Source organism: Nocardia sp. NPDC058640, assembly GCF_042716995.1.
Lineage (GTDB): Bacteria > Actinomycetota > Actinomycetes > Mycobacteriales > Mycobacteriaceae > Nocardia.
The window spans coordinates 1-23,241 of sequence record NZ_JBHXRG010000036.1; the positions used below are offsets into that span (position 1 = coordinate 1).

General features: G+C 68.1%; 24 protein-coding genes. 8 read left to right on the top strand and 16 right to left on the bottom strand.

Annotation, left to right across the window (positions count from 1 at the left end; translation table 11 throughout):
- Positions 1-162 precede the first annotated feature (162 nt).
- On the bottom strand, positions 163-1,314 hold the full coding sequence (locus tag ACFWU5_RS25690; RefSeq protein WP_379240847.1) for a glycosyltransferase: 1,152 nt from the start codon (positions 1,312-1,314) through the stop codon (positions 163-165).
- Between the two features lie 116 nt (positions 1,315-1,430).
- Between ACFWU5_RS25690 and ACFWU5_RS25695 the strand changes: the two genes are divergently transcribed.
- The gene (locus ACFWU5_RS25695; RefSeq protein WP_379240846.1) at positions 1,431-2,222 is read left to right on the top strand and encodes an HD domain-containing protein; all 792 of its coding nucleotides are present in this window, start codon (positions 1,431-1,433) and stop codon (positions 2,220-2,222) included.
- Between the two features lie 10 nt (positions 2,223-2,232).
- On the opposite strand, the gene ACFWU5_RS25700 is transcribed toward ACFWU5_RS25695, so the two are convergent.
- The gene (locus ACFWU5_RS25700) at positions 2,233-2,943 is read right to left on the bottom strand and encodes a PIG-L deacetylase family protein (RefSeq protein ID WP_379269320.1); all 711 of its coding nucleotides are present in this window, start codon (positions 2,941-2,943) and stop codon (positions 2,233-2,235) included.
- A gap of 23 nt (positions 2,944-2,966) precedes the next feature.
- Entirely contained in the window at positions 2,967-3,134 is a 168-nt protein-coding gene (locus ACFWU5_RS25705) for a hypothetical protein (protein WP_379240844.1), read from the bottom strand.
- A 161-nt stretch (positions 3,135-3,295) separates the two neighbouring features.
- Here ACFWU5_RS25705 and ACFWU5_RS25710 point away from each other — a divergent pair, with 161 nt between their 5' ends.
- Positions 3,296-3,991, top strand: a complete 696-nt coding sequence (locus ACFWU5_RS25710) for a maleylpyruvate isomerase family mycothiol-dependent enzyme (RefSeq protein WP_379269321.1) — start codon at positions 3,296-3,298, stop codon at positions 3,989-3,991.
- Between the two features lie 65 nt (positions 3,992-4,056).
- Positions 4,057-5,550, top strand: a complete 1,494-nt coding sequence (locus tag ACFWU5_RS25715; protein ID WP_379269323.1) for a carboxylesterase/lipase family protein — start codon at positions 4,057-4,059, stop codon at positions 5,548-5,550.
- A 74-nt stretch (positions 5,551-5,624) separates the two neighbouring features.
- Here the strand turns inward: ACFWU5_RS25715 and ACFWU5_RS25720 are convergent, their stop codons facing one another.
- From ACFWU5_RS25720 to pgsA, 5 genes are all read right to left on the bottom strand, one after another.
- Positions 5,625-6,485, bottom strand: a complete 861-nt coding sequence (locus ACFWU5_RS25720) for a hypothetical protein (RefSeq protein WP_379240841.1) — start codon at positions 6,483-6,485, stop codon at positions 5,625-5,627.
- 95 nt (positions 6,486-6,580) lie between these two features.
- Positions 6,581-7,405 carry a PspA/IM30 family protein gene (locus ACFWU5_RS25725; RefSeq protein WP_379240840.1) on the bottom strand — a complete coding sequence of 275 codons (825 nt, stop codon included), beginning with the start codon at positions 7,403-7,405 and terminating at the stop codon, positions 6,581-6,583.
- A gap of 147 nt (positions 7,406-7,552) precedes the next feature.
- Entirely contained in the window at positions 7,553-7,984 is a 432-nt protein-coding gene (locus ACFWU5_RS25730; protein ID WP_379240839.1) for a helix-turn-helix domain-containing protein, read from the bottom strand.
- A 111-nt stretch (positions 7,985-8,095) separates the two neighbouring features.
- On the bottom strand, positions 8,096-8,587 hold the full coding sequence (locus tag ACFWU5_RS25735) for a CinA family protein (RefSeq protein WP_379240838.1): 492 nt from the start codon (positions 8,585-8,587) through the stop codon (positions 8,096-8,098).
- Positions 8,584-9,219: a CDP-diacylglycerol--glycerol-3-phosphate 3-phosphatidyltransferase gene (gene pgsA, locus ACFWU5_RS25740; RefSeq protein ID WP_379269325.1), complete on the bottom strand. Its 636-nt coding sequence runs from the start codon at positions 9,217-9,219 to the stop codon at positions 8,584-8,586. The genes ACFWU5_RS25735 and pgsA overlap by 4 nt, the downstream gene beginning before the upstream one ends.
- 182 nt (positions 9,220-9,401) lie before the next feature.
- Here pgsA and ACFWU5_RS25745 point away from each other — a divergent pair, with 182 nt between their 5' ends.
- Both ACFWU5_RS25745 and ACFWU5_RS25750 read left to right on the top strand, forming a co-directional pair.
- Positions 9,402-9,956, top strand: coding sequence for an amino-acid N-acetyltransferase (locus ACFWU5_RS25745; protein ID WP_379240836.1), 555 nt, complete (start codon positions 9,402-9,404; stop codon positions 9,954-9,956).
- 16 nt (positions 9,957-9,972) lie between these two features.
- Positions 9,973-10,257 carry a YciI family protein gene (locus tag ACFWU5_RS25750; protein WP_379240835.1) on the top strand — a complete coding sequence of 95 codons (285 nt, stop codon included), beginning with the start codon at positions 9,973-9,975 and terminating at the stop codon, positions 10,255-10,257.
- Positions 10,258-10,313: 56 nt separating this feature from the next.
- Here ACFWU5_RS25750 and ACFWU5_RS25755 read toward each other — a convergent pair whose 3' ends face one another.
- Positions 10,314-11,291: a TerC family protein gene (locus ACFWU5_RS25755; protein ID WP_379269327.1), complete on the bottom strand. Its 978-nt coding sequence runs from the start codon at positions 11,289-11,291 to the stop codon at positions 10,314-10,316.
- A 151-nt stretch (positions 11,292-11,442) separates the two neighbouring features.
- Positions 11,443-13,983, bottom strand: coding sequence for a DNA translocase FtsK (locus ACFWU5_RS25760; RefSeq protein ID WP_379269329.1), 2,541 nt, complete (start codon positions 13,981-13,983; stop codon positions 11,443-11,445).
- 283 nt (positions 13,984-14,266) lie between these two features.
- Between ACFWU5_RS25760 and ACFWU5_RS25765 the strand changes: the two genes are divergently transcribed.
- Both ACFWU5_RS25765 and ACFWU5_RS25770 read left to right on the top strand, forming a co-directional pair.
- Entirely contained in the window at positions 14,267-14,659 is a 393-nt protein-coding gene (locus tag ACFWU5_RS25765; protein WP_379269330.1) for a DUF4189 domain-containing protein, read from the top strand.
- A gap of 73 nt (positions 14,660-14,732) precedes the next feature.
- Positions 14,733-15,266, top strand: a complete 534-nt coding sequence (locus ACFWU5_RS25770; protein WP_379269332.1) for a hypothetical protein — start codon at positions 14,733-14,735, stop codon at positions 15,264-15,266.
- A 138-nt stretch (positions 15,267-15,404) separates the two neighbouring features.
- Here the strand turns inward: ACFWU5_RS25770 and ACFWU5_RS25775 are convergent, their stop codons facing one another.
- Together ACFWU5_RS25775 and dapA are read right to left on the bottom strand one after the other, a co-directional pair.
- Complete coding sequence (locus ACFWU5_RS25775) at positions 15,405-17,513, bottom strand: ribonuclease J (protein WP_379240830.1); 2,109 nt, start codon at positions 17,511-17,513, stop codon at positions 15,405-15,407.
- Entirely contained in the window at positions 17,510-18,418 is a 909-nt protein-coding gene (gene dapA, locus ACFWU5_RS25780) for a 4-hydroxy-tetrahydrodipicolinate synthase (RefSeq protein WP_379240829.1), read from the bottom strand. Before dapA ends, ACFWU5_RS25775 begins: the two co-directional genes overlap by 4 nt.
- Before the next feature lie 114 nt (positions 18,419-18,532).
- Between dapA and ACFWU5_RS25785 the strand changes: the two genes are divergently transcribed.
- A complete protein-coding gene (locus ACFWU5_RS25785) occupies positions 18,533-18,979 on the top strand; it encodes a hypothetical protein (protein ID WP_379269334.1) in 447 nt (148 codons plus the stop codon).
- Positions 18,980-18,988: 9 nt separating this feature from the next.
- Here the strand turns inward: ACFWU5_RS25785 and ACFWU5_RS25790 are convergent, their stop codons facing one another.
- The 4 genes from ACFWU5_RS25790 to ACFWU5_RS25805 are packed head-to-tail and all read right to left on the bottom strand — an operon-like array spanning position 18,989 to position 23,130.
- Positions 18,989-20,188, bottom strand: a complete 1,200-nt coding sequence (locus ACFWU5_RS25790) for a winged helix-turn-helix domain-containing protein (RefSeq protein ID WP_379269335.1) — start codon at positions 20,186-20,188, stop codon at positions 18,989-18,991.
- Between the two features lie 40 nt (positions 20,189-20,228).
- Positions 20,229-21,254 carry a hypothetical protein gene (locus tag ACFWU5_RS25795; protein WP_379240826.1) on the bottom strand — a complete coding sequence of 342 codons (1,026 nt, stop codon included), beginning with the start codon at positions 21,252-21,254 and terminating at the stop codon, positions 20,229-20,231.
- Positions 21,254-22,468 (bottom strand): sensor histidine kinase, encoded by a 1,215-nt coding sequence (locus tag ACFWU5_RS25800; RefSeq protein ID WP_379269337.1) that lies wholly within the window; start codon positions 22,466-22,468, stop codon positions 21,254-21,256. Before ACFWU5_RS25800 ends, ACFWU5_RS25795 begins: the two co-directional genes overlap by 1 nt.
- The gene (locus ACFWU5_RS25805) at positions 22,465-23,130 is read right to left on the bottom strand and encodes a response regulator (RefSeq protein WP_379240824.1); all 666 of its coding nucleotides are present in this window, start codon (positions 23,128-23,130) and stop codon (positions 22,465-22,467) included. Before ACFWU5_RS25805 ends, ACFWU5_RS25800 begins: the two co-directional genes overlap by 4 nt.
- Between the last annotated feature and the right edge of the window lie 111 nt (positions 23,131-23,241).

Below are 23,241 nucleotides of genomic sequence, written 5' to 3' on the forward strand. Positions count from 1 at the left end.
CGCCGGACTCGATCGTGAGGCAGTACATCGAGCAACAGCAACGGCCGCCCCGCGCCCCAGGAAGGCCGAAGTTGATGCGCTAACCCGGCCCTGAAGGACCGGGCTTGCGCGCTACGTTTCCTGGTCAGGGGCCGCTCCCCCGCCCGCTCGACGGGCGACGGGCTATCGCTTTGCGGCGTCGTGGCAGATCTGGACCGGGTCCGCGACCTGGGTCAGGCCTTCGGCGGCTCGGCGGGCGGCGGCGGTGAAGGCCGGGTCGTCCAGTACCTTGCGTACGGCGGATTCGACCGCTTCGGGGGTGAGTGGGCGGACCAGCATCGAACTGCCTTGGCGCACAGCTCGATTGGCTAGTTCCCACTGGTCGCCGCCGCCGGGGACGGTCACCACGGGGACCCCGGCGGAAAGGGATTTGGCGAGCAGGCCGTGTCCGCCGCCGCCGACGACGACTGCCGCGTGGGTGAGCAGTTCGTCCTGGCGGCCCAGACCCGCGGTGGCCCAGTCGGGCAGGTGCGCGGGTGGGGTGTCCAGTGTCGAGATCGCTGCGCGCACACCGAGTCCGGCCAGGCCGGCGAGCACTACTTCGGCCATGTTGTCCACACCGGTGTGCGCGGTCGAGGGCGCCACCATCACCAGTGGGGCATCGCCGGGGGGCAGTGGGAGGACGGCGTCGGTGGGTTCCCACAGCAGGGGGCCGACGACGTGGGTGTCGGCGGGCCAGTCCGGGCGGTCCATCTCGAGCGCGGGCAGGGTGGCGACCAGACGCGCGGTGGGGCCGGGGTCCTCGGCGGGTAGGCCGATGGTTTCGCGGGCCGCCGACCGTTGACGTTGGCCGACGCGGACGGCGCGGGCGGTCATCGTGCGCAACACACCGTCCCGCATCCGACCACGCACACCTTCGCCGGGCGCGAGACCGCTGCCGATCGGCGGCAGGGCCTTGGAGGGCAGGTAGAGCGGGTGCGGGGAGAGTTCGACCCAGGGCAGTCCCAGCCGTTCGGCCGCCATGCCGCCGCCCGCGGTGAGCACGTCGGACACGATCAGGTCGGGCAGCATCGCGCTGAGTTCGGGCAGGTTCTCGGCGGCGATGTGAGCGGCACGTTCGTGGATTCGCGCGCCGGCGTCGGTGTCGTCGTCGGTGGGCCGCGGCGCCAACCCCTTGAGCCTGCGCACACTGATCCCGACCGCCCGTGCGGCATCGAGCCATCGCGGCCCGGTGAACAGCACCGGCTCGTCCCCCGCGTCCAGCAACCGCAGACACAACGCGATCGCGGGAAACGCATGCCCTGGATCGGGCCCGGCCACCACAGCTATCCGCATGGGCTCAGCCTGCCATATCCCCAGGCCGCACCCACCTCGACCAACCCAACCCCGACTTCTGCGCTACCTTGCGGACGCAACCCCACAGCATCGAACGAATCGGCAGGAGCGATCACGTGCGCCCCCACAGTCCCGGCTCCCCCGCGCCGCACGAACCCAGCAGCCGCGATCACGTGCAAGTCCACAGTCTCGGTCCTTCCGCGCCGTACGAACACGGCGACAGAGATCTCGTGCCACCCCGCAGGCCCGACTCCCCCACACCGCCCGAGCGTGGCCGCGACATTCATGCATCGCCCTCTGCCTGCCACAATGTCAGGCGGGACGGGATCGAGAACGCCGAGCCCAGCGATGCGGACCACATCACCCCGATCGGCACCGTCGACGGCCTGTTCACCCTGCTCGAGCAATGTGCCGACGCGTGGGACACCGCCGACCGCACCGGTGACCCCGTCGACATCCTCGATCACGACCGCCAGTGCGCGGAGCTGCTGCGGCGTGATTTTCCCGATGACGAGCAACTCCAGGTCGCCGGGCTGCTGCACGACATCGGTCATGTGCTGATCCCCGGTGACGACGCCGGCCACGGCGCACACGGTGCCGCCGCGGTGCGGGGACTGCTCGGCGCGCGGGTCGCCCGCCTGATCGAACTACACGTGACCGCGAAACGCTTTCTGGTAGCGACGGATTCGACCCATGCGGCCGCACTGTCACCCTCCAGTCAGCGCACGCTCATCGCCCAGGGCGGACCGATGACGCCCGCCGAGGTCGAAACCTTCCGCACCGACCCCGATTTCAGCGCAGCCCTGGCGCTGCGACGAGCTGACGACGCGGGCAAGGTGGTCGGCTTACACGTTGCCCCACTGCAGAACTGGCGACATGTCGTCGACCGCGTCGCGCGAATGCACTGACCCGAACCGATCAACCAGCGAACGTGAACAGTTCGAAACCCACCGCGTGCGCCGCGGGAAACCCCTCCTTGGGACCCGTTGCGAACGTGACGATTTCGCGAACCTGCTCCTCCACCGGCACCGGGCTCAACACCTGCAGATAACGCCGATGCGCGGCCAGCGACGCCCGCGCCTGATCCAGATGCGCACTCACATCCACGGCGTGAGTCGCGACCGGGCCGACAACAGCTGCCCAGCGCGCCGACCATGTTGGTAGATCAGCGATTTCGGGGAAGATCCATTCGTTGCCCGCGTCGGAGATCGCGTCGATAGCCGATCGGCCGACTGCCCGGTGGTCGGCACTGTTGGCCACTCCCGGAGCCCAGGTATCACCGAAGTTGAACAGCACCACCATCTCCGGGCGATGCCTGCGCAACGCGGCGGCCAGTTCCCGTCGCAGCGGGAGACCTTCCTCGATGCGGCCGTCGGGATGGTCCAGGAACTCCACGGTGTGCACGCCGACTTCGCGCGCTCCCGAGATCTCCTCGATCTCCCGCAGCGGCGCGGCCTGTGCGGGCGGCATCCCGGCGATCCCCGCCTCGCCGCGCGTGACGAGCAGATAGCGAATGTCCTTGCCCTGTCCCGTCCAGCGCGCGACCGCCGCGGCAGCCCCGTATTCGATGTCGTCGGGGTGCGCGACGATCACCAGTCCGCGCTGCCAGTCCTCGGGTACCTGTTCCACACCGCCATGCTAGCCATCCGCGGCTAACTGATCGGGGTCTTGTCGTTGTCGGACACGGCCTTGTAGAGCAGGTAGACGCCGGTGCCGATCGCCCCGATCACCAGAATGGGCATGAGCGCTTCGATCAACGCCCCCAGAATCCAGAACGCGATCACTGCGACCACGACGATGCCGATGACCTTCAAAACCATGATGACTCCTAGTGCTCCACGACCGCCGTCCAGCGATCCGACACCTTCGATGCTCCCACTTCGCCACCGGTAAATCACCAGGTCAGCACCGATATCCGGGTATAGATCAGGGTTCACCCCTAGACCGGCGCCGCGACGACGTTCCGACTACGGTGAGCGGTATGGACTACTTGGCGTTGCTGTGCGCGAAGCTCACCTCCTTCGGCGAACTCATCACCCCCGACACCGATTTCACCGCGCCGGTGCCGTCGTGCGGTGACTGGACCTTCTACGACCTGGTCGATCACATGGGTCGCGGCAATACCTGGGTGGTCACCGCGGTGGCCGAACTGCGCGGCGACGACGAGGGCACCCCCGCGCCGAAGGATCCGGTGGCGATGCGGGAGTGGTACGAGTCCACCGCCGACGCGCTGGCGACCTCGCTGTCGGCCGACGAGAACCAGAAGGCCTGGACCTTCACCGAGACCATGCCGCGCACGGTCGGCTTCTGGCGCCGCCGCCGCGGCCACGAGACCCTCATGCACCTGTGGGACGGGCAGAACGCGCTGGGCAAGCCGGACCCGTTCGACCCTGATCTCGCCGTAGATGGCATCGACGAGGTGTTCGAACTGTTCGCACCCCGGATGATCTACCGGGGCCTTGCCACCGAACCCGACGTGGCGCTGTCGCTGCGAGCGACCGACACCGGCAACACCTGGACCTACGGGCCGGGCGAACCGGTCGCCGAACTCGCAGGCACCGCATCGGACCTGCTGTTGACCCTGTGGGCACGCAAATCCGCCGCCGACCCGGAACTCACCTGGGACGGCGACCGGGCCGCGGGCGAACGCGTGCTGGCCGGGCCACTCGTTCCGTAGGCAAACGACTGACGTCGAGCCGGACAAGCGTCCATAATCGGGGCTCACTGTGTAGGAGGACTTTCATGGAACCCATCGTCACGATCGCGAGCGGCGCCCTGCGCGGGCGTACCGAGGCCGGTGTCACCCGCTTTCTCGGGGTGCCGTACGCGGCGGCGCCGATCGGGCCGAAACGCTTCCAACTCCCCGAGCCCGCCCCGGCGTGGGACGGGGTGCGCGAGGCAACCGAGAACGGCGCGACGTGCGCGCAGAGCCCGTATCCGGCGCCGATCCACGCGCTGATCGGCAGTGACGGGATCCCCGGCGACGAGTACCTCAACGCCAATATCTGGACGCCCGACCCGTCGGCGTCGGGCCTGCCCGTACTGGTGTGGATTCACGGTGGCGCGTTCGTGCGCGGGTCCAACGCGCGGGAGATCTACAACGGGACCGCGTTCGCGCGCGACGGCGTGGTCATGGTGGGCATCAACTACCGGCTGGGGATCTCCGGCTTCGCCGAGCTCGAGGGCGCACCGTCCAATCGCGGTCTGCACGACCAGATCTTCGCGTTGCGGTGGGTGCGCGAGAACATCGCCGCGTTCGGTGGCGACCCCGACAATGTGACGATCTTCGGTGAGTCCGCGGGTGCGATGAGCGTGGCGGCCCTGATCGCCGCGCCCCACACGGCCGGGCTGTTCCGTCGCGCGATCATGCAGAGCGGCAATGGTGCGGTCGCCGCCGATGCCGCCGACGCGCGCAAGGTGTCCGCCGCGCTGGCCGATGAGCTCGGAATCTCACCTACCGCAGAAGATTTCGGCAAGCTGGATCCCGATCAATTGCGCACCGCACAGAACGCTGTCGCGCTGGCGTTGATGATGGACCCCGATCCGCAGCGGTGGGGCGCATCGGTGATCCAGATGGGCGGCGGCATCATGAGCCTGTTCCCGGTGGTCGACAACGACATCGTCGAAGGCGCGCCGACGCAGGTTCTGCGCGCGCACCCCGACCGTGCCGTCCCACTGATCGCGGGCACCACCGCCGACGAGTTCCGTTTCTTCACCGTTCCGGCGGGTCTGGCCGCCGGCATCACCGCCGACGCGCTGCCCTTCGTACTCACTCGCTACGGCATCGATCCCGTTGTCGCACAGACATATTCGACCCAGCGCCCCGACGCCACCCCCGCCGAGATCTTCAACGCGATCATGACCGACCTGACCTTCCGGGCGGGCACCTTCGACTTCGCCGAAGCCAACGCCACCACGCAGCCCACTCACGTCTACGAATTCGCTTGGCCCACAGATCTTCCCGACCTGGGCGCCTGCCATGTGCTCGAAGTCCCGTTCGTCTTCGACGCGCTCGAACACGCCCACTCCATCACCGGCCCCACCCCGCCCCAAGCCCTCGCCGACGAAATCCACGCCGCGTGGGTCGGTTTCGCCACGAACGGCACCACCGGCTGGCCGCAGTTCACCAGCGAAGCGAAGAACGTCCGAATCTTCGACTCCCCCGAATCCACCACCGTCACCGACCCCCGCCCCGACGAACTAGCGGCCCTGCGCCAAGCCTTCACCAGCGCCTGACGAAATCCGGTCGGCACGCGTGACAGCGTGCCGACCGGGATCGTGCCGACATTCAGCGGGCACGGACAACCAGATCAGTGACCCGAATCTGTTGGACCGGAGAACAATTCAGCCCCCGGATCAACAAGTTCGGTGAGCGCCTGCGCCCACCCATCGAGACGGTCGGCGGCTTCACGCAGATCCGCGACGATGCCGTTGAACTGGTAGGCGACCACATTGTCCTCGGGAACCGCGAGGATCCGGGCTGCCGCAGCCACAAGCTGTTCATATTCGACAACACCGGTCTCCAAGCGCGAAACCACCCCACTGACAGTGGTTTTCAGCGCAGCGACCGTCTCGGGATTAGCACGCCCGACGGTATCAGCGGCCTGCTCCATGGCCACCACATCGGTAGCCAGCGCGTGCAAAGCCCCAGCACCGGACCGAGCCGTATCGAGCAGGTCACGCAATTCGTCTTCAGGAAGACGACGCGTCCGCCCGATCTGCGCACCCAGGTCATACAGCGCACGCTCAGCCCGGATCAGCCGCTGAATAGGCGCGCGTGCGGCCGACCGAATCCCCGGCGACTTACGAGCGACGAACGCCGCCTGCGGCAGCGGAGCACTACGCAGCTGCAGGTACCGCCGCGCACTCAACGCGGTCCCGGTGACGAACGCGACCGCCCCACCGCCGATCACGACCACCGCCCACGCGGGCGCGGAGATCACCGCAAGCCCGACCGCGCCGACCGTGGTGATGCCCGAAACAGTCCCCAGCTGAAAGCTGCGCCGCCGAGCTCGCCGACGCCGCCGCAATTCCCGTTCGCGCGGATCAGCCCATCGCCGCACCGCACCCAAGGCCTGCTCACCGACACCACGCAGGGTCACCGAACCCGCCTGTGCGATCGCCGCCGGTTCCACGATCTCGGCACGCACGCGCCGCACTTTCCCGCTCATCGGTGTCCTTCCCCCGGTATGTCGGTCGAAAACCGTTGATGGCGCGGTCACCGGGCGTTTCCGCCGGTTTCCGCGCCGTCGCCGGACCTGATTGCCTACTGCTGAGCCGCTTGGCCCTTGGTGATGTCGGTCGCCGGTGCGGCCTGGGGCTGCGCCGGGTTGATCGCGGCGTTGGTGCCGCCGGTGGGCAACGCGTCACCGCGCATCGACGCGCGGATCTGCTCGAGCTTGGAGTGCCCGGCCATCTGGACGCTGGCCTGCTGCACCTCCATCATCCGCCCCTGCACCGTGTTCTGCGCCAGCTCGGCCGAACCGAGAGCGTTGGCGTAGCGACGTTCGATCTTGTCGCGCACGGCGTCCAGGCTGGGCGTGGAGCCCGGCGCGGACAGGGTGGAGTCCATCTGCTGCAGCGAGGCCGAGACCTGCTCCTGCATCTTGGCCTGCTCGAGCTGGCTGAGCAGTTTGGTGCGCTCGGCGACCTTCTGCTGCAACATCATCGCGTTCTGCTCGACCGCCTTCTTGGCCTGAGCCGCGGCCTGCAGGGACTGATCGTGCAACACCTTCAGGTCTTCCACCGACTGCTCGGCGGTGACCAGCTGCGCGGCGAACGCCTCGGCGGCGTTGGTGTACTGGATCGCCTTCTCGGTGTCGCCCGCGGCCTGTGCCTGGTCGGCCAGGGTGACGGCCTGCCGGGCGTTGGCGTTGAGCTTCTCGACCTCGTCGAGTTGGCGGTTCAGCTTCATCTCCAGCTGACGCTGGTTACCGATCACCGACGCCGCCTGCTGCGACAGCGCCTGATGCTGACGCTGCGCTTCCTCGATCGCCTGCTGGATCTGGACCTTCGGATCCGCATGTTCTTCGATCTTGGAGTCGAAGAGGGCCATCATGTACTTCCAGGCCTTCACGAACGGATTAGCCATCGATTGATCCCGCCTCCATCTGTGCGTCGCTGCAGCGACTGGTGGTACGCGACCGTCACGCACCAGATACGTGCTTATCCTTCACCATGCGGCACCCGTAGCCGGAATGACCGGACCGACGCACGCCTGAGGAGAATCTATCGGTTCTCACATTCCCTTCACCAGTACCAGCATCTCGGCTCTGGGCGCCGGGATGACGATGCGGGTGTCTTCGGCGATGCCGATGCGCGGGCCGGGCTCCACCGACGCGCTCGCGGAAGCCTCGCCGGGCGCGGGTTCCGGCTGTGCGGCGGGCTCGCGTTCGACGGCGGGCCCGGTGAGCGCGGGTTCGCGCGGCGCGGAGCCGTCGGCGCCGGCCATCAGGGTGCTCACGTCCCACAGCACCCGCGACAAGGGCAGGTCGAGGGCCTCGCAGATGCTGGCCAACAGTTCACTGGAGGCTTCCTTGCGGCCGCGCTCCACTTCCGACAGATAGCCGAGGCTCACGCGCGCGGAGGTCGAGACCTCGCGCAGCGTTCGATGCTGGGCGAGACGCGCACGCCGCAGACTGTCCCCGATTGCCTCCCGCAGCAGCGTCATCTGGTTCTCCTCCACCTCGTGTCACCGCCTGGGGCGGTGCTCACCTCTTTCTGGCACAACGTCGAGCAACAGCCGGTGGTTCCCGAACCCGGCTACTTCACACTGAACCGGCTACTCGACTATCACACAGCGCAGCAACTCCCGCACCGCACTGTGCACCGCACCGAGTCTGATCGTCCACCGGTCACCGTCCAGTTTCAACCGGACCACTTCGCTGTGCTGTGGACCGGCCAATCCGAGGTATACCGTGCCGACGGGATGCCCGTCCTGGGAATCGGGTCCAGCGACCCCGGTCAATCCGACTCCCCAGTCCGCACCGCACTGCTTGCGGGCCCCGGCGGCCAGTTGTCGCGCGGTCGAGGCGGCGACCGGCCCGTCGACCCGGAGTACTTGATCATCGACGCAGGCCAGGCTGCTTTTGAGGTCGGTGGCGTAGACGATCAGACCGCCCCGCAGCACCGCGCTGGCACCCGGAACACCCGCGATCGTGGCGGCCAACAAACCTGCGGTGAGAGATTCGGCCGTGGCGACGGTGTGACCCGCCGCGTTCAGGGCCCTGACCAGTTCGACGACCGGCGCGCCGTCGGTGAGCGGATCGCTCACGACCGCGCCCGTCCCCCTGCCAGCCACACTCGGGCGGCTTGGCCCACATAGTCCAGTCCGGTGATCACCGTCAGCGCCAGGGCCAGGTACATCAACCACATGCCGGCGGTGGCGAAGATCCCCGACAGCGGCAGTACCAGCAGCGCGATCGCCACCGATTGCACCAGTGTCTTGAGCTTGCCGCCGCGCCCGGCCGGGATCACCCCGCGCCGCACGACCACCAGTCGCAGCAGCGTGATGCCGATTTCGCGCCCACAGATCACCAGCGTGATCCACCAGGGCAGATCGCCCAGCACCGACAGCCCGATCAGCGCGGCACCGATCAGCGCCTTGTCCGCGATGGGGTCGGCGAGTTTCCCGAAATCGGTGACAAGTCCGTATTTGCGGGCCAGTTGCCCGTCGAAGCGGTCGGTGATCGCGGCCAGCCCGAAGATCGCCGCGGCGATCACCCGCCAGCGCGTGTCGTGCCCACCCTCGGCGAACAGCGCCAACACGAACAGCGGCACCAGCACGATGCGCGCGATCGTCAACACATTCGCGATATTGAGCAGGGGAACTTCGGGTTCCGGCATCCCATGCAACGGTGTCGCGGCACTGGACCCGCGATCGATCTCTTCGGGTCGCACGCTCATGCCCCGCCCTCTCGGCACTCACCGGCAACGCGCCGAGATTCAGCTCTAACGCGAACAGTTTGCTCGCCCGATCCATGACGCGCTGTCCGGTCGTGAAGCCCGGCGCGATGCGAGCAGCGGAACGACAGGATGTGCGGCACATGTTCAGACTATCGGTAACCCGGCCGACTACTGTGCACCCCATGACCTCACGGGGACCCTCGACCAGTTCGACCAGCGATGCGCACTCCGCCGCACCCGTGTCCGGTGTGGTCGTCCGACGAGCGCGAACCTCCGATGTCCCCGAGATCAAGCGCCTGGTCGACGAGTACGCGGGCCGCATCCTGCTCGAGAAGAACCTGGTCACCCTGTACGAATCGGTGCAGGAGTTCTGGGTCGCCGAGCTCGACGGCGTGGTCGTGGGATGTGGCGCGTTGCACGTGCTGTGGGCCGATCTGGGCGAAGTGCGCACGGTCGCGGTCGATCCGGTGGTCAAGGGCCGCGGGGTGGGCGGCGCGGTGGTCGATCATCTGGTGAACGTCGCGCGCGAGTTGCAGTTGCAGCGGGTGTTCGTGCTCACCTTCGAAACGGACTTCTTCGGCAGGCACGGGTTCGTCGAGATCGACGGCACGCCGGTCACCGCCGAGGTGTACGCCGAGATGTGCCGGTCCTACGACACCGGTGTCGCGGAGTTCCTCGACCTGAGCTTCGTCAAACCCAACACCCTGGGCAATACCCGCATGCTGCTGACCCTCTAGAAGAAAGCGATCGACTGTGCCGATCTTCGCTGTCCACTACACCTACTCCGAGGCCACCGCGGCCGACCGCGCGACCAACCGCCCCGAGCACCGCGGCTGGCTCACCGGCCTCGTCGACGCCGGCACCGTGCTCAGCACCGGCCCCTACCCCGACGGTTCGGGCGCGCTGCTGCTGTTCCGCGCCCAGGACGCAAGCTCGCTGACCGAACTGCTGCGCGAGGACCCCTTCGCGAAACTGGGCCTGGTCGACGCGGTGCGCGTGGTCGAATGGCTGCCAGTGATGGGCGCTTTCGCCGAATAACCGACCCACGGACACAGCACTGCCCGGAACCGCTGCGGTTCCGGGCAGTGTCGTGTTCAGGCGTTGGTGCGGCGTGTCCGCAGCAGACTGGCCACCGTCGCGATGACAAGAATGCCGATGATCACGCCCAGCGACATCGGAGTGGAGATCTCCGGCACGCTCACGTGCTCACCGCCGTTGATGAACGACAGCGTGTTCTCGTGCAACGCGTGCAACACCAGCTTGATGCCGATGAACGCCAGAATCGCAGCCAAACCGTACGACAGGTAGACCAGGCGATCCAGCAGCCCGCCGATGAGGAAGTACAGCTGACGCAGACCCATCAGCGCGAAGGCGTTGGCGGTGAACACCAGGTACGGCTGTTCGGTGAGGCCGTAGATGGCCGGAATGGAGTCCAGCGCGAACAGCAGGTCCGCGAAGCCGATCGCCAGCAGCGCCAGCAGCAGCGGGGTCACCACGCGTTTGCCGTCGATGCGGGTGATCAGCTTGTCGCCGTCGTACTGGTCGGTGGTGGGCAGGATCCGCTTGGCCAGCGACACGATGTAGCTGTCGCGTTCCTTCTCGTGTTCGACCTCGTGCCCGCTCTCGCGCAGCAGTTTCACCGCGGTGTAGATCAGGAACGCGCCGAACAGGTAGAACACCCAGCTGTACGCGCTGATCGCGGCCGCGCCGATCGCGATGAACACCCCGCGCATCACCAGCGCCAGCACGATGCCGATCAACAGCACCTTCTGCTGGTACATCCGCGGCACGGCGAACGTGCTCATGATGATGAGGAAGATGAACAGGTTGTCTACCGACAGTGCCTTCTCGGTGACGAAACCGGCGTAGTACTCCCCGGCGTTCGTGCCGCCCCATTTCCAGGCCACGATCAGGCCGAACAGCAGCGCCAGGCTGATGTAGACCGCGGACCAGATGCCCGATTCCTTGAAGGTGGGCTCGTGCGGGGTGCGCACGTGTGCGAAGAAGTCGAAGACGAACAGGCCGAGGATCACCAGTCCCGTGATCACCCACTCGAGCGTGGTCACCTGCATGTGGTGGTCCGATCGATGAAGTTCATGTCGTCCATCATGCCCGAATTGTCCGTTTCAGTCGCCTTTGCGGAACGTTCGCTCGCCATGATTTCACACACAGCTGTCACCACCGGCGGATGCCCCGTCGGCGGTGCGTGAAACCGACGTGCGTCTACTCGTCGTCGGACGCGCCCGGATCGCCGCCGCGAATGGACCACAGCAGCCCGTCGAGCTCGTCGGGCTTGATCAGCACATCGCGCGCCTTGGAACCCTCGCTGGGACCCACGACGCCGCGGGTTTCCATCAGGTCCATCAACCGACCCGCCTTGGCGAACCCGACCCGCAGCTTGCGCTGCAACATCGACGTCGACCCGAACTGCGAGGTGACCACCAGCTCCACGGCCTGCAGCAACACGTCCATGTCGTCGCCGATATCGGGATCGACGTCCTTGACCTCGCCCGCCTTGGCGGCAGTGACGCCCTCCTGGTACTCGGGTTCGGCCTGGGTCTTGCTGAATTCCACGACCGCCTGGATCTCCTCATCGGAGATGAACGCGCCCTGCAGGCGGGTCGGCTTGCCCTGACCCATCGGCAGGAACAGGCCGTCGCCCATGCCGATCAGTTTCTCCGCACCCGGCTGATCGAGGATGACCCGGGAATCGGTGAGCGAGGAGGTGGCGAAGGCCAGCCGCGAGGGCACATTGGTCTTGATCAGGCCGGTCACCACGTCCACCGAGGGGCGCTGGGTGGCCAACACCAGGTGGATGCCGGCCGCACGCGCCTTCTGGGTGATGCGCACGATCGCGTCCTCGACGTCGCGCGGGGCGGTCATCATCAGGTCGGCGAGCTCGTCGACGATGGCCAGGATGTACGGGTACGGCCGGTAGACGCGTTCGCTGCCCAGCGGGGCGGTGATCTTGCCCGAGCGCACGTTCTTGTTGAAGTCGTCGATGTGGCGGACCTTGTTGGCCTGCATGTCCTGGTAGCGCTGTTCCATCTCCTCCACCAGCCAGGCCAGCGCCGCGGCGGCCTTCTTCGGCTGGGTGATGATGGGCGTGATCAGGTGCGGAATGCCCTCGTACGGGGTCAGTTCCACCATCTTCGGGTCGATCAGGATCATCCTGACCTCTTCGGGCGTGGCCCGGTGCAGCAGCGAGATCAGCATCGAGTTCACGAAACTGGACTTACCCGAACCGGTCGAACCGGCCACGAGCAAGTGCGGCATCTTGGCCAGGTTCGCCGAGACGAACTCGCCCTCGATGTTCTTGCCCAGGCCGATGACCAGCGGATGGTGGTCGTTGCGGGTGTGCGGGGACTTGAGCACGTCGGCCAGGCGCACCAATTCGCGGTCGGCATTGGGCACTTCGATGCCCACGGCCGATTTGCCGGGGATGGGCGCGAGCAGCCGCACGTTCTCGGTGGCCACGGCGTAGGCCAGGTTGCGGGCCAGCGCGGTGATCTTCTCGACCTTCACGCCGGGGCCCAGTTCCACCTCGTACCGGGTGACCGTGGGGCCACGCACGAAACCGGTGACCGCGGCGTCGATCTTGAACTGCACCAGCACCTCGGTGATGGCCTCGATCATCGATTCGTTGGCCGCGGACCGCTTCTTGGGCGGGTCGCCGTCCAGCAGCAGCGTCAGCGGGGGCAGCGTGTAGTCGCCGTCGACCACGCGATCGGTGACGAACTCCGGTTCCGGCGGCGGCGGTGGGGTCTGGTCGACGACCGGCGCGACCACCGGACGCTTGCGCGCCGGTTTCGGGGCCGGGGCCGGGGCCGGTGCGGGAGGTTCCTCGATCGGCTTGGCGTCGCGCAACGGCGGTTCGCCCATCGCCTCCGGACCGAACAGGTCGGGCTCGTGTTCGTCGGCGGCGGCGCGTCGACGAGTTCGGTTGCGGTGCACCGGGAGTCCGTCGGCGTCATAGTTGTCCGGGCCGTAAGGGTCGCTGTCGTCGGCATATTCGCCGAGACCGAAGTACTCACGCAGCTTCGACGGCACCTCGCGCACGGTGGTCCCGGTGAGCAACAGCACGCCGAACATGATGGCCAGCAACAGGATCGGCAACGCCAGCCACGGCGTCAGCCCCTGCCCCAGCGGTCCGCCGATCGCGTAACCCAGCGCGCCCGCGGCCCGCGAACGCCCGTGCGCGTCGGTGGGCGACCCGGCGGCCAGATGCCACAGCCCCAGCACGGGCAGCACCACGAGCAACCCGCCCAGCACCAGCCGCGGCCGGATCTCCGGATGCGGTTCGGTGCGCATGAGCACCACCGCCAACGCCACGAACAGCAACGGCGCCACCGCGGCGGCCGATCCCGCGATCGCGCGCACCACGTCTTCGAGGAAACGGCCCACCGGACCACCCGCGGACAGCCACACCGCGGCGGCGATGATCGCGCTCAACGCGATCAAGGCCAACCCGATGCCGTCGCGCCGGTGTCCGTGATCGAGCTCGCCTGCCCGGCTCAGCGTGCGGGTGGTGGCGCCGAGTCCGCGCGCCAACATCGTCCAGCCGCTTCCGATCCCGCGGCCGATCACCGCCAGCGGCGCGGTGTTGGAGGCGCGTTTGACCGGCCTGCGAGCCGGGGTCGTGCGCCCACGCGGGGCTGCGGTGGCTCGCGGTGTCGCCGAACGAGACCGCGACGCCGGGTTCTGCCCCCTGGTCGATCCCGCCCGCGCACGAGAGGTCGTGGTGCTGCGGGACTTACCTGCCATGGACATCAGGCTAGCCGCTCGAGCACCTCCGAGACCATCCGCAACACAGGTCCCACCCGGGTGCGCACGGTGATCGGCGATGGAGGCGCAGGTCGCAGCGCCCCGGTCAGCGCGGGGAAATGTCGCGTGGAAGCGCGTTTCGCCGGGCCCGACTTACGGAATCCTTGCTGATCTCCTACATTTCGGCCGTTCGCGCCCGCTTCCACTGGCGCCCGAGATGTCCGACTCGGTACGTTGTCACCGGTCGATCGGGTCGAGGACCCGAGATGTCGAAGGGGAACAAGTGAACAGAGTTTTGACCGGCGCGATGGTCATGATCGTGACCGTGTGTGCCTTGCTGGCCGGAAATATCAGTCCCGCGCACGCGCAGGCCGACAACTACGGCGCACTCGCGCTGTCGCGCAACGGCGCATCCAGCATCACCGCCAACTACGACAGCTACGCCGCGGCCGAGACCGCGGCCATCGCCAGTTGCCAGCGCAACGGTGGCGGTCCCGGCTGCGATGTGAAGGTCTCGTGGCGCAACGGCTGCGCGGCACTGGCGGAATCGCGCCGCTCGTACAGCTGGGCGTCGGCGCCGTCGCTGCGCGCGGCCAAGCGCAACGCGATCAACGCCAATCGTGGCGCGGGTGCGGTGATCATCAACTGGAACTGCACCGCAGGCTACGAGGTGTAGCAGCTTCAGTGCCATTGCGGCACTTACTATTTCGCAAGCCAAATCTCTTCTGGGGAGTTCAGTGAAAAACCGCATGTTCAACACGGTGGCCGCTGTGACGCTGGCCGTCGCCACACTCGGCGTCACCGCCTGCAGCAGCAACGAGCCGTCCGCGTCCGCACCGACCACCACCGCCGGCGCGGGTTTCGGGGACGGTAAGAAGGTCGACGGCACCCAGGACGGTGACGCCCCGATGACCACCCCGCGGCCGAACCTGCCCGCACCCACGGTCGACGAGCTCAACGCCCGCCTGGACAAGGCGCTGGCCGGACAGCTCACCGCCGAGGAGAAGGCCACCTTCATCGAGGACGCCGACCGCGACCCGAACCTGGTCGACAAGTTCGTCGAGGCGGCCAAGACCAACAAGGTCAAGGCCAAGATCACCGCCGTGGAGGCCCCGGTCGACGGGAAGCTCAAGGCGCCCGCCGACGTCACCATCGACGGTGAGCCGGTGCAGGGCGCCTCGGTGGAATTCGTGGCGGCCGAGGGCGGCTGGCGCGTGTCGCACGTGTTCACGTGCACGATCGTGAAGTCGGCCAAGCTCGACACCGCGGCCTGCCAGCAGTAACCCGGCGAAATCGACCACTTCGACGCCCGAAAGTCGCAGAACCGGCTTTTGCGAGCCGAATTGGTCGATTACGCCGGATGACAGACGAAAACCGCCGAGCGACAATGTCGCCCGGCGGTTTTCGTGTCTATCGGTGAGCTAGACAGCCACGACCGTGGGCACGATCATCGGACGACGACGGTAGACGTCGGCGACCCAGCGACCGACCACGCGGCGCACACCCTGCGCGATGCGGTGCGCGTCGGTGATGCCCTCGCCGGCCAGGCGCAGCAGCTCCGCCTCGACCAGTTCGGCGGCGCCGTCGAGCGCTTTCGCGTCGTCGGAGAAGCCGCGCCCGTTGATCTCGGGCGTGCTGACCGGCTTGCCGGTGGTGGAGTCGATGACGATGGTGATCGAGATGAAACCACCCTCGCCCAGCACCAGGCGGTCCGACAGGGTCGACTCGCCGACGTCACCGACCGACAGGCCGTCGACGTAGACGTGCCCGACCGGCACCCGGCCCACGATGGAGGCGATGCCGTCGACCATGTCGACCACCACGCCGTCCTCGGCCAGCATGACCCGCTCCTCGGGCACACCGGTGGCCACGGCCAGCGCGGCGTTGGCGCGCAGGTGGCGCCATTCGCCGTGCACCGGCATCGCGTTGGTGGGACGCAGCGCGTTGTACAGGTACAGCAGCTCACCCGCGGAGGCGTGGCCCGACACGTGCACCTTGGCGTTCTGCTGGGTGATCACGGTCGCGCCCAGGCGGGCCAGGCCGTTGACCACGGCGAACACGGAGTTCTCGTTGCCGGGGATCAGCGACGACGCCAGCACGACCAGGTCGTCGGCGCGGATGTTGATCTGCCGGTGCTCGCCACGCGCCATGCGCGACAGCGCCGACAACGGCTCGCCCTGCGAACCGGTGGACACCAGCACGATGCGGTTGCCGGGCAGGTTCGCGGCCTGGTCGAGGGTGACCACGACGTTGTCGGGCACGGTCAGGTAGCCCAGGTCCTGCGCGATCTCCATGTTGCGGACCATCGAGCGGCCCACGAAGCACACCTTGCGGTTGTACTTCTGCGCCACGTCCACGACCTGCTGGATGCGGTGCACGTGGCTGGCGAACGAGGCCACGATGACGCGGTTGGTGGCCTTGCCGATGACATTGTCGAGCACGCCACCGATCTCGCGCTCGGGGGTGACGAAGCCGGGAACCTCGGCGTTGGTCGAGTCGATCAGCAGCAGGTCCACGCCTTCGTCACCCAGTCGCGAGAAGCCCGCGAGGTCGGTGAGACGGCCGTCCAAGGGCAGCTGGTCGAGCTTGATGTCGCCGGTGTGCAGCACCACGCCGGCACCGGTGCGGATGGCGATGGCCAGCGCGTCGGGGATGGAGTGGTTGACCGCGAAGTACTCGAGCTCGAACGGCCCGTGCACGGTGGTCTCGCCCTCGGTGACCTCGCGCAGCTTGGGCTGCAGGCGGTGCTCGCGGCACTTGGCCGCCACCAGCGCGAGGGTGAACTTGGCGCCGATCACCGGGATGTCGGGGCGCAGACGCAACAGGAACGGCAGCGCGCCGATGTGGTCCTCGTGGCCGTGGGTGAGCACGACGGCAACGATGTCGTCCATCCGGTGCTCGATGGGCCCGAAGTCGGGCAGGATCAGGTCGACGCCGGGCTGCTGGTCCTCGGGGAACAGCACGCCGACGTCCACGATCAGCAGCTTGCCGTCGTATTCGAACACGGTCATGTTGCGACCGATTTCGCCGATGCCGCCCAGCGCGAACACGCGCAGACCGTTCTTGGGCAGCTTGGGCGGTGCGCCCAGCTTGTCGTGGGCGGCCTTCTCGCGCGGCTGCGCGACCGGCTGCGAGCCGCGACCGCGACCGCCGCCCTGCTGCCTGCCACGACCGCCGCCGCGGGACTGCTCGGCGGGCTTGCTCTTGGTTTCGGCCGGCTTGCTCTTGGGCTCGGTGGCCGTGGTGGCCGCCTTGCTGCGCGAGCGGCGCGGCGCGGTCTTCTTCTCGGTCACCCGCTCCTCGGCGACGCTGAGCAGGTCGGTGCCCACTTCGGCGGCACCGGCCAGGTTGGCCTCGGCGGTGATCACGGCGATCGGTTCGTCGATGGCCGGTGCGTCCTTGGGTGCCGCCTTGGGGGGCACCACCTTGTTCACCGCGGCTTGCACACTTTCCACGGGTGTCGGTTCGGGCGCGCCTGCCGCACGCGATGCCGAACGGCGACGGGCCTTGCGCGCTACGGGTTCGGTCATGCCGACACCCCCGCGGCCTCTAGATCGAGCATCAGTTCCTCCAGTTGAGCCTGGGTGGGCATGAGCTGGGGCAAACGGGGCTCACCTACGTCGATGCCGAGCAAACGGAGTCCTCCCTTACACATCGCCACACCTCCCAGGCGGGTCATGGCCGCATACAGCGGCAGTAGTGTCGCGTTGATCTCACGCGCTCTGGCCACATCACCAGCGGTGTAGGCCTGGTGGATTTCGCGCAGTCGTTCCGGAACGAGATGTCCGATGACGCTGATGAACCCGACGGCACCGACCGACAGCCAGGGCAGGTTCAGTCCGTCGTCACCGGAGTAGAAATCCAGATCAGTGGTCGCGATGAGATCGGCTCCGGAGACGAGATCGCCCTTGGCATCCTTCACCGCGACGATGTTGGGATGCTCGGCCAGGCGCCGGATCGTGTCGATGGCGATAGGCACCACCGACCTCGGTGGGATGTCGTAGAGCGTGATCGGCAGCGCGGTGGCGTCGGCGACCGCGGTGAAATGCGCGATCAGGCCTTCCTGCGTGGGCCGCGAGTAGTACGGCGTCACCACCAGCAGGCCGTGTGCGCCCGCGTTCTCCGCTGCCCGCGCCAGTTCGATCGAGTGCGCGGTGTCGTAAGTACCCGCACCCGCGACCACGGTGGCGCGGTCGCCGACGCCGTCCACGACCGCCCGCAGCAGGTCGGCCTTCTCTGTTTCACTGGTGGTCGGGGACTCACCGGTGGTGCCCGAGATGATCAGCAGGTCGACACCACGGTCGACCAGGTGTGCCGCCAGTGCGACACCGGCATCGACGTCGAGCTTGCCCGCAGCGCTGAAGGGGGTCACCATCGCGACACCGACCGTGCCGGACGCGCGCAGCTGGATTGGCGTCGATTCACCGTTCGTCATGGTCACAAAGGCTACCCGGTCGCCGGTGTGGCGCCGACACCCTAGCGCCCGAAGCGGCTGCCGGTGGCGGGCTTTGGCCTTGCGTGATGTCACTTATGACGTCACACTGATGTCATGGATCTCAATGCTCATACCGCGCGGTTGCGCGAGGAACTGATCGCCGCCGCGGCACTGGGCGACGAGAAAACGCAGGCCACCGCCGCTGCCCTGGCCGCCGCGGTGGAAAGTTCCACGCGCCTGGTGTTGCTGTCGGCGCTGTCGGAACTGGCCGCCGAGATCAGTACCGAACTCGGTGACCGCACCGTGCACGTGCGACTGGACGGCACCGACGCGGTGGCCGACGTGCGCAAGAACACGCCGTCCGGGGATGACGAACCACCGACTTTCGAGGAGATGACCGGCGATATCAGCCGGGTGACCTTGCGTCTGGTCGAGCAGTTGAAGTCCAAAGCCGAGGAGGCGGCCCAGCAGAACGGTCAGTCGTTGAACTCGTGGCTGTCGGGTGCGGTCAGTGGCGCGTTGAAGGATCAGATGCGCGGGTACGGCGGTAAGGGTTGGTGAGCACTCCGATCACAGCAGCGGGGCGAGGTCTCCTCGGTCGCCGATAACGACTTCGTCGAGTTCGAGCCAGTCGGCCATTTCGCGCAGCGCCTCGCGTAAGGCCCTCCCGGTCTCGGTGGTGGCGTGGCCTGGTTCGGCGAAGGCGGCGGGGGCCAGTAATCGGCCGGTGGCGCGTTCGGCGCGCAGATCCACCCGGCCTACGAGCTGGCCGTCGAGCAGGATCGGGAACACGTAGTAGCCGTGCACCCGCTTGGGTTCGGGGGTGTAGATCTCGATCCGGTAGTGGAAGTCGAAGACCCGCTGGGTGCGCGGGCGGAAGAAGATCAGCGGATCGAACGGGCACAGCAGTGCGGTCCCGGTGATCCGACGCGGTGTGCTCGCCTCCGGGTGCAGGTAGGCGGGGGCGTCCCAGCCGTCGACCTGCACCGGTAACAGTTCGCCCGCGTCGACCAGATCCGCGATCGCGGGCGCGCTCTGCCGTTTGGCCAGCCGGTAGTAGTCGCGCAGGTCGGCCTCGGTGCCGACACCCAGCGCGCGACTGGATCGGCGGATCAACTCGCGCACCGCATCGTCTTCGCTGATCTCCCGACCGAGCACGTCAGCGGGAACGACCCGCTCGGTGAGGTCGTAATGGCGGGTGAAACCGACCCGGCGCGCGGTGGACAACTCCCCCGCCGCGAACAGTTGTTCGCAGATCATCTTGGTGTCACTGAGGTTCCACCACGTCCCCTTCGCCCGCGGCTTGTCCAGTTCCAGATGTTTCTCGATCTCCCCCGCGCTAGCGGCGCCGACCTCGGTGACGACATCGAGAATGTCCTTGCCCAGCGTCGGATTTCGGTCCACGACCTTGCGCATCCCCGCCCAGCGCCCGTGCTGGTACTCGGTCATGCGCCAGCGCATCAGCGGCCAGTCCGAGACCGGGATCAGCGCGGCCTCGTGGGCCCAGTACTCCACCAGCCCGCGCCGGGCCTTGGCACTGTCGCCCCAGGCGGCGTTGTCGAGCAGGCTGCGATCGTAGGGTCCGATCCGGCTGAACACCGGCGCGTAGTGCGCGCGCACCACCGCCGACACCGAATCTATTTGCAGCAGACGGGTTCTGGCGACCACGTCGAGCACGGCCCGTCGACCGGGGTTGGTTGGTCGTCGCTTACCGAATCCCTGCGCGGCCAGTGCCGTTCGCCGGGCCTGCGCCGCATTCATCCGCTGCATGACCCCAGCCTGACACAGGGGTACGACAGAAAATCGGGGCTCAGGTGGAGACGCTGACCTGCCCCGCGGTGTCGATCTCGGTGCGTCGATCCCCGGTCGGCGCGGCGGCCAGCACGGTGGCCACCCAGCGCCTGCCCACGGGCAACACCCGCACGGTCACCGAACCGGCCGCGGCCATGTCGAGTTCGTCGACCGCGGCCGAAATCGCTTGGTGGCGTACCCATTCCGGCACGCCGATGAAACCGCCGTCGTCGAGCAGCGTGACCTCGACCCCGCGCGATCGGGCGCCGCGCGCGGCGGCGCTGAGCCGGTCGGTGACCAGCTGCGGTGCGCGCAACCCGTCGCGCAGTTCGGCTTCGAGCAACCGGCACTGTTCGCGTTCGCTGTCAGTGAGTTCGATGCCGGCGGCGATGCGGGTCAGCAGCGGCCCGGCCACTCGGTCCAGCGCGCCCAGTTGACGATCCCGTTCGGCGGTGGCCGCGGCCAGCGCCGCCTCGGTGGCCGCGCGCCGGTTGGCGTCGCTACGCAGTTCCCGCAGCGACGCCTGCGTCGGGCGCACGATCGACATGAACACCGTCACCGCGCCGACCGTGGCCACCGGAGTCATCGCGCGCACCACGGTTTCGGCATGCCAGGAGGTGAACACCCCCATCGTGATCAGCACGGTCGCCGCCGTCGCCACCCCCAACCAGGCCGACGCGATCCGCCCGCGCAGCACCAGCATCGCCAGCAGGTACGACGTGGGATAGGCGGTCCACAGCTGTTGGGAGAAGCCCGAGGGATTGGTGACCCACGGCAGGGTCAGCGCCATCGCCGCAGGTCCGGCGCACGCCACGAACGCCGTGGCGGGCCAGGGCAGCGGGTCCACCGGGAACACCAGCACCACCATGGCGGCGGCGGCCATCAGCAGCAGCGCGGTGCCCGCGGCCAGCGGCGGCGCGAAGTCGAAGTTCACCCGCAGGTACATCACGATGGTGGCTTCGAAGATGACTACGAACAGCCAGGCGGTGCCGTCGCTGAGCCCGAACAGGTCGCGCATCGCGAACGGCAGATCACGGTCGACCATCAGCTCCCCCACACCAGCGTCACCACGGTTCCCGTGCCGGGAGCCGATTCCACGAAGGCCGCGCCGCCCGCCAGTGCGCGCATGCGGCCCAGGATGCTGCCCGCGATGCCCATCCGGTCGACCGAGACTCGGGCGGGGTCGAAGCCCGCGCCGTCGTCGGACAGCACCACCCGGATGCCGCCGGTCGCGATGGTCACCGACACCCCCCGCCGGACGGTGCGACCGGCGACGTCGGCGTGGCGCACGCTGTTGCGCACCGCTTCGGCCAGCGCCGCGCCCAGTACCTGGGCGGCCTCGAGCGGCAGCCGCAGATCGGCCGCCTGTCGCGAGGACACCTGCACCGCGACCTCGGGTGCCACGTCGTGCACCGCCTCGCGCAGGAAGTCGATGGTCGCGGCGGCGTCGAGGTGGTCGATCTCGGGCGCGGTCCGCGACAGCTCGAGCTGTTCGAGGGTGCGCGCGGCCTGATTGCGCAGCACCGACGAAGACTGTTGCGCGCGTGAGGCTTCCAGCAGGGTCGACAGCACCGCGTCGTGGATCAGTGCCGCGAACCGCGCGCCTTCACGTTCGCGTGCCGAGGTCGCCGCGACCGCCGCCGCCCGCGCGCGTTGCCGCACCGCTTCCCGGTCGACCCGTTCCGCGGCGGCGCGCGCGTACACCGCGCACCACAGGAACAGCGCGGCCACACCGATCCCGCGGGTGATGTCGCCGAACAGCGCCCACACCGAACTGTCCGGCACGACAAGGGCATTGGCCACACTGGTGCCCACCGCGAGCAGCGCTCCGTAGCCCGCCGCGGTGCGCCGCGACCACGCCAGTCCCGCCGCCAGCACGCCCACGGCCAGCCCGCGATAGGGCCAGGACGCGAACGAACCGATGTGCACCACCGAGTACACCAGCGGCGTGGCCAGGGTGGCCGCGAGATAGCAGACCGCGGCCGCGGCGGCGGTGCGCCGGATCGACTCGACCGGTCCGCGCGCCGACACGATCGCCAGCGCCCCGAACATCAGATAGGCGGCGATCAGGTGCACTTCCGGCCAGCTCGACAGGTCCAACGGCTGGACCAGCACCGCGGGCAGTTCCAGCACCATCACGATCATCGCGCCGGTCCCGGTCACCACGCCGAGCCTGCGCAGGATCTGATCGGTGGCCGCGTGGGACAGTTCGGCGTCGGCTTCCGGTGCGGGCGCCGTCGCGACCGCGAGGTCGGTCACGTGCGCTGCTGCCTTTCCGGCACGGGTAGCCACCCGTCCTCGACGGCCCGTTTGTACAGATCGGTCTTGGTCGGCGCGGGACGGCCCGCGTCGGAGTACTTCTGCCGGATCCGGCCGAGGTAGTCGTTGACGGTCTGTTCCGACAGCCCGGTCAGCCGCGCCACCCGCGAGGCCTTCTCCCCCGACGCGTACAGCATCAGCACTTCCTCCTGCCGCGGGCTCAGGCCGACATCGGACAGTTTCGGATCACCGTCGATGGCGGCGGCCCAGTCGGTGGTCACCACCTGTTCCCCCGACGCGGCCCGGCGCACCGCCGCGACCACCGTGGCCACGCTCTCGGACTTGCGCAGCACCCCCAGCACCCCCGCTTTGGCCGCGGAGCGGACCAGGAAGGCGTTGTCGGCGCCGGTGAACACCAGCACCTCGATGCCCTGTTCGTGCAGCGCGTTCACATTGTCCTCGGGCGTGGACCCGTCGGGCAGCCGCAGATCCAGCACCACCAGGTCAAGGTCGCGGGTCTGCGCGAGCAGTTCTGACACGGACTCCGCCACCGCCACCAGCTCCAGGTCGGGTTCGGGGCCGAGCATGGCCGCCAGCCCGATCGCCACCGACTCGTGGTCCTCCACCAGTCCGACCCGTCGCACTGCGCGCAACTCGCTCACCGACCAACTCCCTGTTCGAACACCCACCGCGGCCAGCCCGCAACACGTCAGGCTCGAGTTCTACCGCATGGCGGGCCCGCGTGTCAGCCCACCAAAATTCGGGGCGAGGCC